We start from the raw sequence: 14,877 nt of genomic DNA on the forward strand, positions 1-14,877 counted from the left end.
TGGTTATGAATCGGTTGATATTCAAGTCCAAAATTCACAGGGCGACGGTCACCCACGCTGATCTGCACTACGTTGGCTCGGTCACGGTGGACCTGGACCTGCTGGATGCCGCCGACATCCTGCCAGGGGAACTTGTGGCGATCGTGGACGTCACCAATGGGGCACGCCTGGAGACCTACACCATCGCTGGGGAACGTGGCTCGGGCGTAATCGGGATCAACGGCCCCGCCGCGCACCTGATCAATGAGAACGACATCGTCATCCTCATCACCTATGCCCAGATGACCACCGACGAGGCCCGGGCCTACAGCCCAAGGGTGGTCCATGTGGACCGGTACAACAGGATCGCCCTGCTCGGCACCGACCCTGCCGAAGCAGTCTCCCCCGGGCTGACGAGCCCGCCCTTCGCACTGCGCAACTCTCGAGGCATGACCCGTATCCGTCAGTAACAGCTTGTGCGCAGGCGCGTCCGCCGAGTTCGGTTAAGACTCACTGACGATTGGCTAACTGCTGTCGAGGGCGCGAGCGGCAAGGCTCAGTCGAAGGTCTCACGGACCTCACGCCGTCGTGGGAATCTCACGACGGAACAACCTTGGCTAACGAGTGTCACGGCTCTCCCTTCAATCAAGAGGTAGTCGCTCTTCCAAGGAGCACGTGCTACTGGCTTTCGGCTAGCAGCAGGAAGCTTGTGGTCAGACTCTGAATACCATCTTCCCGAAGACGCGTCCGTAAAGCATTGCCTGGAGCCCGTGCTTCGCATCCCGGAAAGGCGTAATGGTGTCTATTGGGCAGGATTAGAAAGTGAGAACCAGTCGGCCTCGGAGACCGCCCCGTTCCAGGAGCCGGTGTGCCTCCGCTGCCTGTTCGGCTGGGAATGTCCGGGCCACTCGGAGAGTGAGCTCCCCTTCCTCCGCTTGCTGGCGAAGCCGCTCCAGCGCCCCGCGGTCCTCGGCAATCTCGCGTACGAGAACAGGCAGGACCCGCAGCTTGCGGCGCCCATCCCCTTCATAACCGCGGACGGTTGCAATTGCCCCGCCGTCCTTCACTGCAGGCAGGACGAGCGCGCCTTGCAGGGATCCATCCGCCAATCCGTCGACGCCGTCGGGAAACTCTTCACGTATGCGAGCAGCCACGTCTGCTCCTCTCCTGACGATAATGTCGGCACCAAGGCCCCGCACCACTTCCTCGTCACGCTCGGAGGCATCCGCAATCACGGTGAGTCCCTCGGCCTTCGCCAACTGGACGACATACCCGCCGAAAGCCCCTGCTGCCCCGGTCACGGCCAGTACTTGTCCAGGTCGCAGCTCCATTCTGTTCAGGGCCAAGCGAGCGGTTAGCCCGTTCATCGGCAAAGTGGATGCGGCGATAGCGCTAACCCCAAGCGGGACTTTGACGACGGAGTTGGCCGACAGCACTTTATCTTCCCGATAGGCACCATGTGGAATGACGACTCCCATCACGGGGTCACCAACAGCTAGATGCTCGACACCGTCGCCTACTTCGCTGACGTCACCTGCGACGTCCATCCCCGGTATCCACGGGAAGGTTTTGTCGGGATAATAGGCCGTGTAGGCTCCGGCCCGGAGCTGCGTGTCACTCGGGTTGACCGCAGCCGCGCGAACGCGAATTCGTACCAGTCCAGGGCCCAAAGGCTCCCGCGGAACTTCAATCAACTGCAGGGCCTCCGGCCCGCCAAACTCATTTACTCCAACTGCTCGCATGTTTAGTCTCCTTTTCGTGGGCCGGCTGGTAGGGGAAGTTTCATGGGCCGAACAAGGAGCACAAGCCCTACGCCTCATAGCGCACCATTGCTTCGACCCCGGGGGTTCCGCTGAGGAAGCACTCCGGGTCTCATCCACTCGTCGAGGTTCTGCAAAGTGTCGTCCAGATAGGTGATTACTCTCGCAACCTCCCGTATGTGGGACTGCTCCCGCGGGCTTTCGCCGGCCCTCGTTCAAGCATCGGCCGCATCGTCTGTGTGCTTCACCACGGCGGCACGAAGAGCCCTCAGCTTGTCCTTGCGCTCGGCAGCCGTCGATCTGGCGCTCGTTCAATGCTGGCGGGACCGTCGCTCGAACAATACGTCGAGCAACCTTTCTTCATGGCAGTAGTCAGGCCCGCGACTCTGGCGGAAGGCACGGCGCCCAGCGCGTCGCGGATGCACGGGCTGACCCAGTGCGAGTATGCATCTGCTCGAGGCCGGCGGATTCTGACGTCGCCTAAACCCTCGATTCTGAAGACCCCTGCAGCATCGGACTGGTCCGGTCCGAGGCCGCCCCGGAGGCGGCTTGCGTAAGGACCTGTGGCGATGAAGGGACCGGCAGGAGTCCTACCGACCGCTGAACAGTCCGTTGGAAGTGGTCGCTGACTACCCGGCCGTAGGGGAAATCCCCACTCCTCACCGTCAAAATCAGCCGATGAGCAAACGGGTGGAACACCTGACTCCCTATCCGCGCGCGCTCTCAGGGGCGGTTCCGAGAGGACCGTGGCGGGAGGCGTGACCCTTTCCGCTGTCGATGATCCCGGCAACCGGAACGTCAGGCAGCCGTCCCTTGGAGGGATCGTTCTGCTGCTTCGAGTAACGCGATTCCTCGCTCGTCGCCAACGATGCTGTTCTGCATTCGATTCATCACGTAGGCGACAGTCATGCTGGAACCGAGATCGTTGGTGACGAAGGATCCGCCCCAGCCACCCCAATAGTAGGTGGACTCGTTCACTGGCAGTGGAAGGCCGCGGGAGCGCTTCGCGAACCCCAGGCCCCACGTGATGTGCGCGCCAATTACCCTGTCCACATTGTCAGCCTGTGTCGCGAATACCGACTCGCACGTCTTGCGGGACAGGAAGCGGCGCCCACCGATTTCTCCGCCGTTCGACAGTAGTCGCTGAACCGTGGCGACTGAACGAGCATTTCCGTGGCCGCCGCCAGAGTTGACCTCCGCGCGACGCCACCAGTCGGTGTTTGCGAACTCGGCTCCGACGTTGGGATTCGTTAGACCACGCACCGCGATGCTGTTCGGGTCCTCAAATCCGGCATGGAGGTCGGTGCGAGGTGGGGGAGGAATGATTGGACTGATTCGGCCGTGATCCGCGTCTGGGACCACGATGTGGAAGTCCGCATCGAGCGGGTCGGCCAACTCTTGGTGGAAGAAGTCAGGGAGGGTTTGCCCAGTCACGCGGCGGACAAGTTCCCCGATGAGGAATCCGTGAGTGTGACCGTGATAACCCGAACCGTCGCCGGGTGTCCACCACGGAGCCTGCTTGGCGAGCAGGGAGGTCATCTTCTCGAAGTCGCTGAAATCTGTCGGGTGAAGCGGTGCATCCCAGCCCGCCAGGCCGGAGGTGTGGCTCAGGACATGCCGCACCAGGATGGCGTCCTTACCTTCGGCAGCGAATTCTGGCCAGTAACGGACTACAGGGGCCTCGAGGTCCAGGTCGCCGCGGTCCACCAGCAACAGTGCTGAAACCAGCGCCATCGTCTTGGTTGTCGACCATGTGTTCGTGATCGTGTTCTGCTCCCACCGAGGTCCGTCCTCGGCTTCGGTGGCGAGCCCACCCCAGAGGTCAACGACAATCTCACCTTCCACCGCGACGGCGACGGAAGCACCGACTTCCAGGCCCTTGTCGAAGTTGGCTTGGAAGGCCGCGCGTACGGGCTCGAACCTTGGATCATTGGTTCCGTGAACTTCAACCATGGCTGCTGAGTCTCCTTCACATTTCCCAGATAGAAAACGTCTGCCCTGTGCTGTTTTCTTTGCCGGAATGGGTAGTTTTAGTTGAGCAGGACGGGTGTCATTGCGACAACCAGCCCCCGTCTACGACGAGATCGGCGCCCGTGGTGAAACCCGACTCCTCGCCAGCGAGGAAGGTGATGGCGTTCGCCACCTCCTCAGCAGTGGCGATACGACGCATGGGTGCGTTGTCCTTCATCCACTGCAGCCGTGCCTCTTGGATCTTTGCGACGCGGTCGAGCGAGGGCGTCTGGACGAAGCCCGGCTGTACCGTGTTGACCCGGATGTTCTCTGGGCCCCACAGGACAGCAGCATTCTTGGTCATGCTGAGCACTGCACCCTTTGCGGCGTGGTAGGCGAACATATCGCCCCTGCCACCGCTCGAACCAAAGATCGAGGCCACGTTGACGATGGAGCCTCCGCCCTGCTTTGCCATCTGTGCTCCGACAGCGCGCATGCCTAGCCATACCCCCATCTGGGTGATCCGGATGACTCGGTTCCAGCCGTCGACGGTCTCATCAGTGACTGTCGCCAAGTTGCCCACTCCGGCGTTGTTAACGAGGATGTCGATGCGTCCCTCGGCTCGCATTACCTGGTCGACTACGTTTGCCCAGCTATGCTCGTCGCTGACATCGTGCGCCAGGAAGTGGTCCGCAGTGTCGAGGACTTCGGGCGACGCGCCGGCAACAGCAACTTCGAGATCAGTCGAAAAGACGCTGTAACCAGCCTTCGACAGTCTGGCAGCCGTAGCGGCGCCGATCCCGCCGCAGCCACCGGTGACAAGCGCTGTTTTCTTCATTCCGTGGTCCTCTCAAACCGCCGGCAACGACCGCGGTGCGTATTCGGCTGCCTCTTGCAGCCGAGACCCAAGTCACACACTGTACAATGTATCGAACGCTAGGTCAAGTCCCCAGTGAGACTTATGTGAAGTCGGGCGTACGGGGGGCGCGAAGGACGTGAAGGCAATCCCGGTCAAAAGGCGTCCTCACTCTCCCGCGGCGTCCGCAGAGTCACTGCTCGGTGGATCCAGGCTTAACAGCAGACAAAAACTGCTCCGACGCGTAGAGCGCCTCGGCGCTTTCAAGCTCTTGCTCAAACACCTTGCGCAGCGTGGACGAGGATTCGGCGACCGTCCGCTTGACCACCCCGTTCGCAATCCTCGACCTGAGCGCGAGAGTGCGAGCCAGTGCCACTGCTGTCGATCGCGCCGAGCCAGGTTCGCACAGCTCGTCCACCAGGCCGAGGCGGTGTGCCTCGGACGCGCCGAGCACCCCGCCCAGGTAGGCCAACCGTCGAGTGGCCGACAACCCGATGCGGCGCTCGAAGCTAAACAGGGCGCCCATGTCGGGAGCCAGGCCGATACGGTCGAAGCCCATCGTGAATCTCGCATCCGACGCGGAGACCACGAAGTCACAGACGGCTGCGAGCGAAACGCCGCCGCCCGCCGCCCCGCCCTCCACGGCCGCGACGACCGGGACAGGTATGGCGTGAATCAATGCAACGATCCGCTGCAACTGCCTGAGGATCGCCACCATTTGCTCTTTGTCGGCGGCCGCCATGCGCGCAACGTCTCCCCCGGCACTGAAATAGCCATCACTGCCTGTCAGGACTATGGCCCGACACTCCCGCCCCTTCGCCAAGGACTCCAAGTGCGCGATCAGCTCCCGTTCGACACCCAGGGACAAGCAGTTGCGCCTACGGGCGTTCTCAATCGCCAGGACCACGACACCATCGTCGCCCTGAAGCAGTAGGCACCCGTCCACCAGCGCTGGCGGCGTAGTGTCGCTGGGATTGCTCATAGCGCCATCATGACGGTCGGCTCGCGGCAAGCGTGAGCGCCTCAATTGTTCTGACTGGCACAGGCATCGACTGGTCCTCCTCCATCACCGGCTCGTCCGTCCGCGTGTGCCTTACGCAACCCGACCGCCCGGCGCCTCATATACTGACGCGCTTGACCTAGCGCTAGATAAACACTAACCTATCAGTGGCGCGAAACGCACGCCCCGATGCGTTGTCCCGCACCAGGTAGCGCTTCGTGTTCATAACTGACAGCACTGGAAGGACGCGGTATGGCCTCCACCTCGATGTCTCAGCTCATCACCTTGTACTCGCGGTACTGCGTCGGAATCGACTCAATGGACAGCGAACTGTTCACGACTTGCTTCACCGAGGACGCGGTGATCGAGAGCTCCGCCGGGACGGTACAAGGACACGACGAGATTAGAAAGTGGATGCGATTGTCCCGCGCCGGCTTGCTACATCAGTTCTCGAACATTGTCTTGATCGAGGAATCAGGACCGAGCGCCGTCTGCCGAGCTGACTGGATAATCATCGACGCAGGCGCGATCATCGCGGTTGGCTCGTATGCAGATGTCGTGCAAACGGACGACAGAGGAGTCTCCCGCTTCCGCAAGCGTTCGATTCAGTACACCTGGCGCAAGGACCAGCCGTCGACGTAGGTCAACCGTTGAGATGATCGTGACTGTATGGGGGGCCAATGTAAAACGTCAATCGCCTACGCCGAGCTGCACTCGAGCCTGCCAGTCTGAGACGCGCGCCAAGGACCACCGAATCCGGCCGTCCGCCGGTGGCGAACTGCCCCGACGTGCTCGTGGAGATCGTGACGCTGCGCGAGCCCTAGGACGTCGACAGGGCGTTGCTCCCCAAAGGCCTTGACCAGATGTCCGTCCTGCCGATGGTGACACCGGCAAAGGAGCAGTCGGCAACCACCGAGATCAGCGGGGACACGGCTCGTGCGCACCGAGCGGATCGACAGGATGCGTAGAGTGCGCGTCGAGCGCGCTCAATAACTCAGGCCGCTTCCAACCAACAGGAGATGCGATATGGCCACCCAAGAAGCAGCCAAGAAGGCGACGTCCGCAGATGCCGCACTTGCTAGTTCGTGGCGTCACTACCCCGATCTGGCTCTCCCCCCCATCCTCGCGGCGGCCCTAGAGGACTTTCACAAGCACGGCTACCACGGTTCGACTGTTCGCGGGATCGCTACGGGTGTCGGGCTGACGATGCCTTCGCTGTACTACCACTACGGCAATAAGGAAGGCATCCTCTTCGCGCTTCTAGGCTTCGCGATGGACGATCTGCTCAAACACCTTGCCATGTGCCTCGAGGACGCCGGGGACGATACGCGGGTCCGGTTCGAGAACTGCGTTACCGCAATCGCGCTGCACAACACTAAGCGACGCGATCTGTCGTCACTGCACGACGAGTTCAGATTCCTCGGGCCCGACCTGCGGCCACAGTACGTCGCGAAACGGAGCATCGTCCGAGAGACCCTGATCGGTTTACTGAAGGACGGGATCGAGGAAGGCATCTTTCTCGACGAAGACCCTTACTTCACTTCGCGGGTTCTATTAGGTACGCTCAGCGGCATCCTCGACTGGTACAGGCCTTCAGGTCCACTGTCTGCTAACGACATCGCCGCGCGCTACGCGCGGGACGCGCTACGCGTGGTGTCGCATGGAGAGTCGACCTGATCGATCAACACAGACCCGCAGGGTTAGACGTTCGGAACGAGTGCTCGACGTGCCACGGTTCGTGCTACGCCCGTATGGCCTCCCGGCTGCATCAGCCGAGCGGGATGCTGATTACGTCGCCCTTTACCCGATAAGGCGCCGCGCCGGACAGGGCGGCCTCGTCGAGACGTCCGAAACTAGATCACGGGCTGGTCTTGTTGATCTTCTAACGCAGGAGCCTCTTGTCGTAGTGCCGGGCGTCGTCCTGGCAGTCGAGCCACACGTCCCGCTAGGAGTGTCAGCGATGGTCGAAAAGTGAGCCATTTCGCGGGCGGCGGAGTTCAGCGGTCGTTGCAACAATTTATGGTTCGGTCGCCGGTGAAGTCAGTCTAGCCAGGTGCTCTATGGGACTCTGCCAACCCAGGATTTCGCGTGGTCTGCGGTTGAGTTCAGCGGCGACCTTGGTGAGGTGTTCGGGGCTGTGGACGCCGAGGTCTGTTCCTTTCGGGAAGTACTGCCGGAGCAGGCCATTAGTGTTCTCGTTTGAGCCGCGCTGCCAGGGGCTCGCGGGATCACAGAAATAGACCGGAATCAGCGTCTGCCGCGTAAAACTCTGGTGGCAAGCCATTTCAGTCCTCTGATCCCAGGTCAAAGAATGGCGCAGGTGCGGCGGGAGCGGGGTCATCGAATCAGCTAGCCAGGTGCACGAGGATGATGAAGCGAGTGGTCCGTTCGACCAGTGTGGCGATGGCCGAGTGACCGCCCTTCCCAATTATTAGATCGCCCTCCCAATGCCCCGGTACTAGTCTGCCGATTACTTCCGCGGGCCTGTCCCGGATCATCACCATGTCCGGGAAACGCCTGGTCCGGTGCTCCTTTCGGCGGCGCGGCCGGCGGCCAGTCCGACCGCTGCGCAGCGAGACAGCAGGGTCCACGGCCAAATCCAGGCTTCCACGCCCATAGACAGCTTGATAAACAGTCTCGGGCACGACGTGCATCTCGTGTTGTCCAGGGAAATTAGCGCGTAGACGGTTGCTGATCTGGCGGGGACTCCAGCGTTGCTTCAGATGTTCACGCACGAACTCCTGCAGTGCCGGGTTGGCCGCGATCTTCCCGGTCCGCTGGCGGCTCCGTCTACGTTCGGCGCTGCGCTGGGCCGTCCGCGGACGGTAGTTGCCAGAGGGCTCGTGAATATTCCGGCGAATCTCTCTGCTCAAGTTGAAGGACTGCGCCCGAGTTCCGTTGCGATAGCGCGAATGCTCCGCCCGGCATGCAGGAGGTCCGCGATCGTGATCCGTTCGGACTCGGAGAGAAATCGGGCAGAAATCGCGGCTGGTCTTAGACGCGAGATAGGAGCGATCTTTTTGACGTCGCCGGACTTCAGAACAACTGAGTGGCCGTGCCGCCATCGAGTGCCGGAACTACGGCTGATTCCGACGATTCGGCACGCTTCGGAATTGCCCATTCCCTGTTTCATCAGCTGATCATAGTGAGCCCGTGCAGCGTTCTTTGGAGGGGCACCCCGTGACTTTCGTGGTCGTTTCATATCTGCCAATTGCAACTCCTAAAAGCTCAGGTGTTGCAACGACCACTAGACGCCAAGCCGTCACTATGGCTCACTTTTCGACCGTCACCGACAAGGAGATCTCGTAAGCCTGTCTCGGTGGCAGGCGTCCTGAGTACGACGAATGCCACCGCACGCTCACCTCACTGCTCGTCCGGTACTCCCTACTACTGCGACCTCCCGCGCTGCAGAGTGGGGCCATAAGCTCGTTCTCAGGTCTTGTGAGGAGATCCACTCACTTCCCGACTTGATGACATCTTTCGAATGATCCGTGATGCGTAGGTAATCGAAGCTGTCAATGGTGCCGATATCGCCGGTACGCAGCCAACCACGTGAATGGCCGCCGCCGTCGGCGCCGGTAGGTGGAATCGCTCGGCGCGTCGCGGCCACCGTGGCCCTGGGGAAGATCTCCGTCATGCCCACCCGCGATCATGGCCGCCGAACAGCTCACCCTACCGGGCCCCCGCTCGTACTTCGGAGGCCCGGTCTGATCACAGCCTCCGGTCCATCGTTTCCCGCGAAACCCCGAGCTGCCTGGCCAGCTCGCTTTTGGAAATCCTCTGCGTCCCTACTGGTGGCGACTCTGTGCCCACGACGAATGTAGGATCACCTTCCATGATGCTCAGGTGTCCTTACCGTCGATACCGGAGGTACCCAACTAGGTCACATGTTCACAACGTGCCCAAGAGTTCACCTAAGCAATCCGCTCAAAGATCGCGGCCAGTCCCTGGCCGCCCCCGATGCACATGGTCTCCAGCCCGTACCGGCCCTCTCGGCGGTGCAGCTCGCGCGCCAGCGTACCGAGCATTCTGACCCCTGTAGCGCCGACCGGATGACCCAACGAGATCCCCGAACCATGCGGGTTGGTCCGCTCCTGATCTTCATCGGTGAAGTTCCACTCCCGCATAACCGCAAGTGCCTGAGACGCGAAGGCCTCATTCAGCTCGATGACGTCCATGTCGGCAAGTCCGAGTCCCAACCGGTCGAGAGCCGCTTGGGTCGCCGGCACTGGGCCGATGCCCATCACATGGGGCGGGACGCCTGCGACAGCCCAGCTGACCATGCGCACCAGCGGGCGGAGATTGAGCTTTTCAGCGCGCTCCATCGTGGTCACCAAGCACATCGATGCCGCATCGTTCTGTCCTGAAGCGTTGCCAGCGGTCACGGTCGACTCGGGGTCCTTGTCGAACAGAATCGGCTTCAACGTGGCGAGCGACTCCATTGTCGTGCCAGCCCGTGGGTGCTCGTCCGTGTCGATAACCACCTCACCCTTACGGGTGCGCACCGTGACCGGAATGATCTCCTCGGACAAGACCCCGGAACGCTGGGCGGCGACGGCGCGCTCATGTGAGCTCACCGCAAGTCGGTCCTGCTCCTCCCGGGTGATGGAGTACTCCCGCCGCAGGTTTTCGGCGGTCTCCAGGACCCCATCCGCCATCGGGTACAGGCGGCCACCGGCAGTTTCGCGACCGCGCACGAGCCCATCGTGCATGGTCACGCCCGTGCGCGCTCCCCCCCAGCGCATGTCAGTGGAGTAGAACGATGCGTTGCTCATGCTTTCCGTTCCGCCCGCCACTACCACGCTGTTGGCACCAGTCTGGACCTGCATAATGGCGTTGATGACGGCTTGTAGACCCGATCCGCAGCGGCGATCGACGTGCTGACCCGCCACGCTAAACGGAAGTCCGGCATCAAGCGCGACGATCCGCCCAATGGCCGGCGCTTCACTGTTCGCATTGGCGTGGCCGAGGATGACGTCGTTGATCTCGGCCGGGTCGATCCCGGTACGATCGATTAGCCCTTGGAGCGCCGCGACGCCGAGTTCGGGGGCGGTCACGTCCCTGAACATGCCGCCGTAGCGTCCGATGGGCGTACGAACGGGCTCGCAGATTACAACGTCTGGGACGTTTTTCATAGTAATTCCTTTCAAACGAGATCAAGCCGAGGCGGTTTGGGTTGAGAGCGTGACAAGGTCAACGCCCTCTCGCCGCAAGACTGCGTCTCGGTGATCAGCAGTGGTGGTAAGTGAGATGAGGGCTTCCTCCCCGCAAAACAGCGGGCTCATGTTCCGGTGCTGCAGCTGGCGCGGCGTCGCGCCGGGGCCCTCGAGGCGCAGCGCTTCGGCTAGCAGCAGTGTGGAGAACGGACCGTGCACGACGAGTCCGGCATAGCCTTCAGTTTCGGTCGCGTAAGGCCAGTCGTAGTGAATGCGGTGTGAATTTGCCGTCACTGCGCTGAACCGCATGAGCAGGGTGGGATCAGTGACGATACCCCATCCATGAGCGGTTCTGCGCAGCGGCGGCCCTACGGGCGCGGTCACCGTGGCAGGCACGGAACCGCGATGCTGAGGAGTGCGTGGCCCAGGTTCGATGAATACGAGGTTCTGCTTCTCCTCGAGACAGATGCTGTTGTCGGCACCCCGGAAGACGTGGCTGACGCACACCATCGTGAAGTCCCCGTTACGACCGCGCTTGGCGGCAATGGAGTCAACGATCGCCTCGTGCGTTAGCACCTCGCCCACGCGGACTGGACGGGTGATTGTGACCGAGCCGCCTGCGAACATGCGCCGAAATCCCTGCATCAACGGGAGCAGTCCGCCACGACGAGGATGCCCGTCTGTATCGAGCTCGGACGAATGCGGCCACGACGGCAGTGCGACCCAGTGCCAAAGCGGTGGGAGCTCATCTCCTGCGCGGGGGATCGGCGCACCGGAATCGAGCAAGGATGCAAAGGCACGGACCCGACCTGGATCCACGAGTTCCTCGGTCAGCACCGTACGAGGCTTCCAGCCCGCGTCCGCTCCTAAGGTCGATTCACGGCTCACTGATACCGATCCTTCGATACGCCGACGATATCCGCACCGAGCAGTCGTGCATCGAGCACAACTATGGCGGCAGGATTGGGGATTAGGCCACGCATGGTCCAAACCATGCCTCGCGACCTACGCCCGAAACCAATACGACTTGTGACTACCATTCGATCCTCATAACACTTGCATAGTTTGCGTTTCAAACAATCCGTCGTCCTAAGCTGTTACATGAATCGGCCGCCCGAAATCTCTGCGACCGTACCTGTCATGTAAGACGACAGGTCCGATGCGTAGAACAGGGCGACGGAAGCCACCTCCGCTGGCTCTCCCGCACGTCCCATCGGGATTTCGGCCATCTTCTGATCCCACGCACTCCGAGGCATTGCCTCGGTCATTGCAGAGCGAATCAGACCCGGCTGTAACACGTTGACACGGACACCGTGGTGGGCCACCTCTTTGGCAGCAGCCTTCGAGAGGCCGATGATTCCTGCCTTAGCTGCCGAATAGTTCGTTTGACCGACCATGCCGACCTTGCCGGATATCGAGGAGATGTTGATGATGGACCCAGATCCCGCTTCCCTCATCCGCGCAGCAGCCGAACGGGTACCGTTCCAGCACCCCTTGAGGTGTACGGCGATCACCTGGTCGAACTGCTCCTCAGTCATGGTGCGCATCGTGGCGTCCCGAGTGATCCCAGCGTTGTTGACCACGATGTCGAGCGAGCCGAACGTGGTCACCGCGAAGTCCAGCGCCGCGTCGATACGGGAGGCATCGACCACATCGCACGAGATACCCGCGGCGCGCTCGGGTCCGCCTAGCCTGGTTGCGGCCTCTTCAGCAGCGTGTCCGTCCAAATCAGCAAGTACCACGCGGGCACCAGCGTTGATGAAGGACTCGGCTATCGCCAGCCCGATTCCTTGGGCGCCGCCGGTGATGACGGCTGTCTTACCTTCCAGCAGGTCAATCATGTAGTTCCCCTTCTCGCCGTAGGTCCTTCGTGTACCGAGCCACCGTGCAGTGATCGAATTCCGCTGGATCTCAACGTCATACCAGTGTGAGATCCGTAACCGCCATGCACGCGGATCGAGTCAAGAGCCCGCTCTAAAATACGCTCGCCCCAGGACTCTCGATGCTGGCCGGAGGCAAGCTGCAAATCTTGGGCGCTAGGATGAGCACGCTGTCGCTCGGATCGAGTGAGCGCGATCCAGGTCTTGCGAGTGTTGAGAGACGTCATTGGCCACCTCCCGCCGGAGTCGACGTGCTTGGTTGAGTGACAGGGACACGTGAGGCGAGAATTCGGGCGGCGCGATCGATCACGGGCCGATCTACCATCTGGCCATCGACCAACAACACTCCTACAGCGGCGGTCGACGTGGCCTCCATTATCCGTCGCGCCCAGGCCAACTCCTGCTCGGTAGGTGCGAAGACGGTTGCTGCGGGTGTCACCTGTGCAGGATGGACACATAACTTCCCCTTGAAGCCGAGGGTGGCCGCCCGTCGCACGTCAGCTATCAGTTTGTTCGTGTTGCGAACATCGCTGGTGACGCCGTCCACTGGACCATTGAGCTTGGCTGCCGCCGACGCAAGGACCACCCCTGCGCGCGCGGCAGCCATGGCGCTTTCGTCTTCGGGGTCGACGCCAAGTTCCGCCGCCAGGTCGAACGTTCCGAGGGCTAATCGCTTGACGCCCGGCACTTCTGCGATCTGAGCGGCACGTAGGACGCCCCGAGCGGTCTCGATCAACGCGACAACTTCGGTGCCGGGCCAGCTTGCAGCGATGGCCCCAACGCGTTCGGGGTCCTCACTTTTGGGCACCATGAGGATGACGGGTAAGCCGGTGAGTGCAGCGAGGTCCGCCTCGTGCCAAGGAGTTCCAAAGGCATTGATGCGGACGGCGGACGAGCCGTTGGTTGAGGATAGCCAGCGGACGACGTGGCGGCGTGCTTCCTCCTTGTCGCGTGTCGCAACCGCGTCCTCGAGGTCCAAGACCACGACGTCTGCCCCGGCGGCTGCTCCTTTGGAAAAGCGGTCGGGACGATCGCCGGGCACGAACAGAAATGTTTGGGCATGGGCTGCCGTCGTCATGTTAGGTGGTCCTTAGGGCGGCGGGAACAGCGGTGGTAGACACGACTCCGCGCTCGAACAAGTCGTCGATCTTGGCTGAATCGAGGTCGAGATATTCGCGCAGCACCTCGCGCGTGTGCTCTCCGACTCGCGGAGCAGGTGCCGGCGCACCGCGTTCCCGGTCGATGGAAACCGGCGAGCCAGGAGCGAGGACCGCGCCGATCCCCGGTTGCTCGACCGTGGCGAACATGGGATGGCTTCGCAGCATCGCGCCATCATCCGCCACCATCTCGTCGAATGACTTGTAAGCCGACCATAGGATCCGGGTCGAGGCCAAGGTGCTTTGCACTTCGCTGGCGGTGTGCCGGCCGAACCACTCTGAGACGAGGCCGGCGAGCACTTCACGGTGACGAAACCGGTCACCCTCGTCCCAGAAGTCAGCTTTCAGAGCCTCCCCCAGTCCATCGAAAACAGCGCCGAGACCCATGACCTTTCGAAGATCCGACCACTGCCGGGAAGTCAACGTCACCAGCATGAACCGCGCACCGTCCTTGGACGTGAAATCCCTCCCGAACCCACCATAGATATAGTTGCCGTCTGCGCGCCGTCCGGAACCAGGGTTGAGCATCGCATCGGCAAGATAGCCGAGGTGCCCGGCTGCGGACAGCCCCACGTCCTCGAGTGCGACACGCACCTCACTACCCATGCCGGAGTGTGACCGTCGCCGTTCTGCCGCCATGAGTCCGATGGCGAGGTACAGGCCGGCCGTGAGGTCCCAGGCTGGAAGCGGGTTGTTGATGGGACTGGCATGCTCGGCCGGACCGGTAATCAGTGAGAACCCGGTCGCTGCTTGGACCGTGTAGTCCACCGCCGACCCGCCGTCCGTGGTGCCCGTCAGCAGCACTGAGATCATGTCGGGGCGCCTCTGCGACAGCGCCGCATGTGTCAGTTCGGGCCAACGCTCGGTGTTGGTAAGGAGGATGCCTGCGTCAGCCGCGAGATCTGCCACGAGACTCCGTCCCTCCACCGAACTGAAATCGATCTCGATCGCCTGCTTCCCCGGATTTAGCCCATTCCAGTAGAGGCTGAGGCCGTCCTGGGTGACCGGCCACCGCGAGCGGTCGGGAGCCCCGCCCAGCGGTTCGACCCGAATTACGTCGGCGCCGAGCTGCTGGAGCGTCAGCCCGCACAAGGGCGAAGCCACGAAACTTGATACCTCTATCACGCGTAACCCAGCCA

12 protein-coding genes and 3 pseudogenes are annotated in these 14,877 nt (G+C 62.0%); 3 read left to right on the plus strand and 12 right to left on the minus strand.

What is annotated here, in order from left to right; all coding sequences use genetic code 11:
- Positions 1-5 precede the first annotated feature (5 nt).
- A complete protein-coding gene (gene panD / locus M1D93_RS20475; protein ID WP_461175307.1) occupies positions 6-449 on the plus strand; it encodes an aspartate 1-decarboxylase in 444 nt (147 codons plus the stop codon).
- A gap of 345 nt (positions 450-794) precedes the next feature.
- Here the strand turns inward: panD and M1D93_RS20480 are convergent, their stop codons facing one another.
- The 5 genes and pseudogenes from M1D93_RS20480 to M1D93_RS20500 all read right to left on the minus strand — a co-directional run bounded on the left by M1D93_RS20480 (position 795) and on the right by M1D93_RS20500 (position 5,527).
- On the minus strand, positions 795-1,280 hold the full coding sequence (locus M1D93_RS20480) for a zinc-binding dehydrogenase (RefSeq protein WP_461175331.1): 486 nt from the start codon (positions 1,278-1,280) through the stop codon (positions 795-797).
- Between the two features lie 162 nt (positions 1,281-1,442).
- Positions 1,443-1,799 (minus strand): annotated as a pseudogene (locus M1D93_RS20485) (alcohol dehydrogenase catalytic domain-containing protein); the annotation flags it as partial.
- Between the two features lie 738 nt (positions 1,800-2,537).
- Positions 2,538-3,692 (minus strand): serine hydrolase domain-containing protein, encoded by a 1,155-nt coding sequence (locus M1D93_RS20490; RefSeq protein WP_461175308.1) that lies wholly within the window; start codon positions 3,690-3,692, stop codon positions 2,538-2,540.
- A 97-nt stretch (positions 3,693-3,789) separates the two neighbouring features.
- Positions 3,790-4,527, minus strand: a complete 738-nt coding sequence (locus M1D93_RS20495; RefSeq protein WP_461175309.1) for an SDR family NAD(P)-dependent oxidoreductase — start codon at positions 4,525-4,527, stop codon at positions 3,790-3,792.
- Positions 4,528-4,738: 211 nt separating this feature from the next.
- A complete protein-coding gene (locus M1D93_RS20500; RefSeq protein WP_461175310.1) occupies positions 4,739-5,527 on the minus strand; it encodes an enoyl-CoA hydratase/isomerase family protein in 789 nt (262 codons plus the stop codon).
- Between the two features lie 270 nt (positions 5,528-5,797).
- Between M1D93_RS20500 and M1D93_RS20505 the strand changes: the two genes are divergently transcribed.
- On the plus strand, positions 5,798-6,187 hold the full coding sequence (locus M1D93_RS20505) for a nuclear transport factor 2 family protein (protein ID WP_461175311.1): 390 nt from the start codon (positions 5,798-5,800) through the stop codon (positions 6,185-6,187).
- Between the two features lie 384 nt (positions 6,188-6,571).
- Positions 6,572-7,222, plus strand: a complete 651-nt coding sequence (locus M1D93_RS20510; RefSeq protein WP_461175312.1) for a TetR/AcrR family transcriptional regulator — start codon at positions 6,572-6,574, stop codon at positions 7,220-7,222.
- Between the two features lie 340 nt (positions 7,223-7,562).
- Here the strand turns inward: M1D93_RS20510 and M1D93_RS20515 are convergent.
- From M1D93_RS20515 to M1D93_RS20545, 7 genes and pseudogenes are all read right to left on the minus strand, one after another.
- A pseudogene (locus tag M1D93_RS20515) lies at positions 7,563-8,666 on the minus strand (IS30 family transposase).
- A gap of 261 nt (positions 8,667-8,927) precedes the next feature.
- Positions 8,928-9,095: pseudogene (locus M1D93_RS20520) on the minus strand (fatty acid--CoA ligase); the annotation flags it as partial.
- Between the two features lie 364 nt (positions 9,096-9,459).
- Positions 9,460-10,680 carry an acetyl-CoA C-acetyltransferase gene (locus M1D93_RS20525; protein WP_461175313.1) on the minus strand — a complete coding sequence of 407 codons (1,221 nt, stop codon included), beginning with the start codon at positions 10,678-10,680 and terminating at the stop codon, positions 9,460-9,462.
- Between the two features lie 21 nt (positions 10,681-10,701).
- Positions 10,702-11,589, minus strand: a complete 888-nt coding sequence (locus M1D93_RS20530) for an FAS1-like dehydratase domain-containing protein (RefSeq protein ID WP_461175314.1) — start codon at positions 11,587-11,589, stop codon at positions 10,702-10,704.
- A 209-nt stretch (positions 11,590-11,798) separates the two neighbouring features.
- Entirely contained in the window at positions 11,799-12,542 is a 744-nt protein-coding gene (fabG, locus tag M1D93_RS20535; RefSeq protein WP_461175315.1) for a 3-oxoacyl-ACP reductase FabG, read from the minus strand.
- Between the two features lie 262 nt (positions 12,543-12,804).
- Positions 12,805-13,659, minus strand: coding sequence for an HpcH/HpaI aldolase/citrate lyase family protein (locus tag M1D93_RS20540; protein ID WP_461175316.1), 855 nt, complete (start codon positions 13,657-13,659; stop codon positions 12,805-12,807).
- Position 13,660: 1 nt separating this feature from the next.
- Complete coding sequence (locus M1D93_RS20545) at positions 13,661-14,842, minus strand: CoA transferase (protein WP_461175317.1); 1,182 nt, start codon at positions 14,840-14,842, stop codon at positions 13,661-13,663.
- Positions 14,843-14,877: the final 35 nt, after the last annotated feature.

Source organism: Arthrobacter sp. Z1-9 (genome assembly GCF_054792695.1).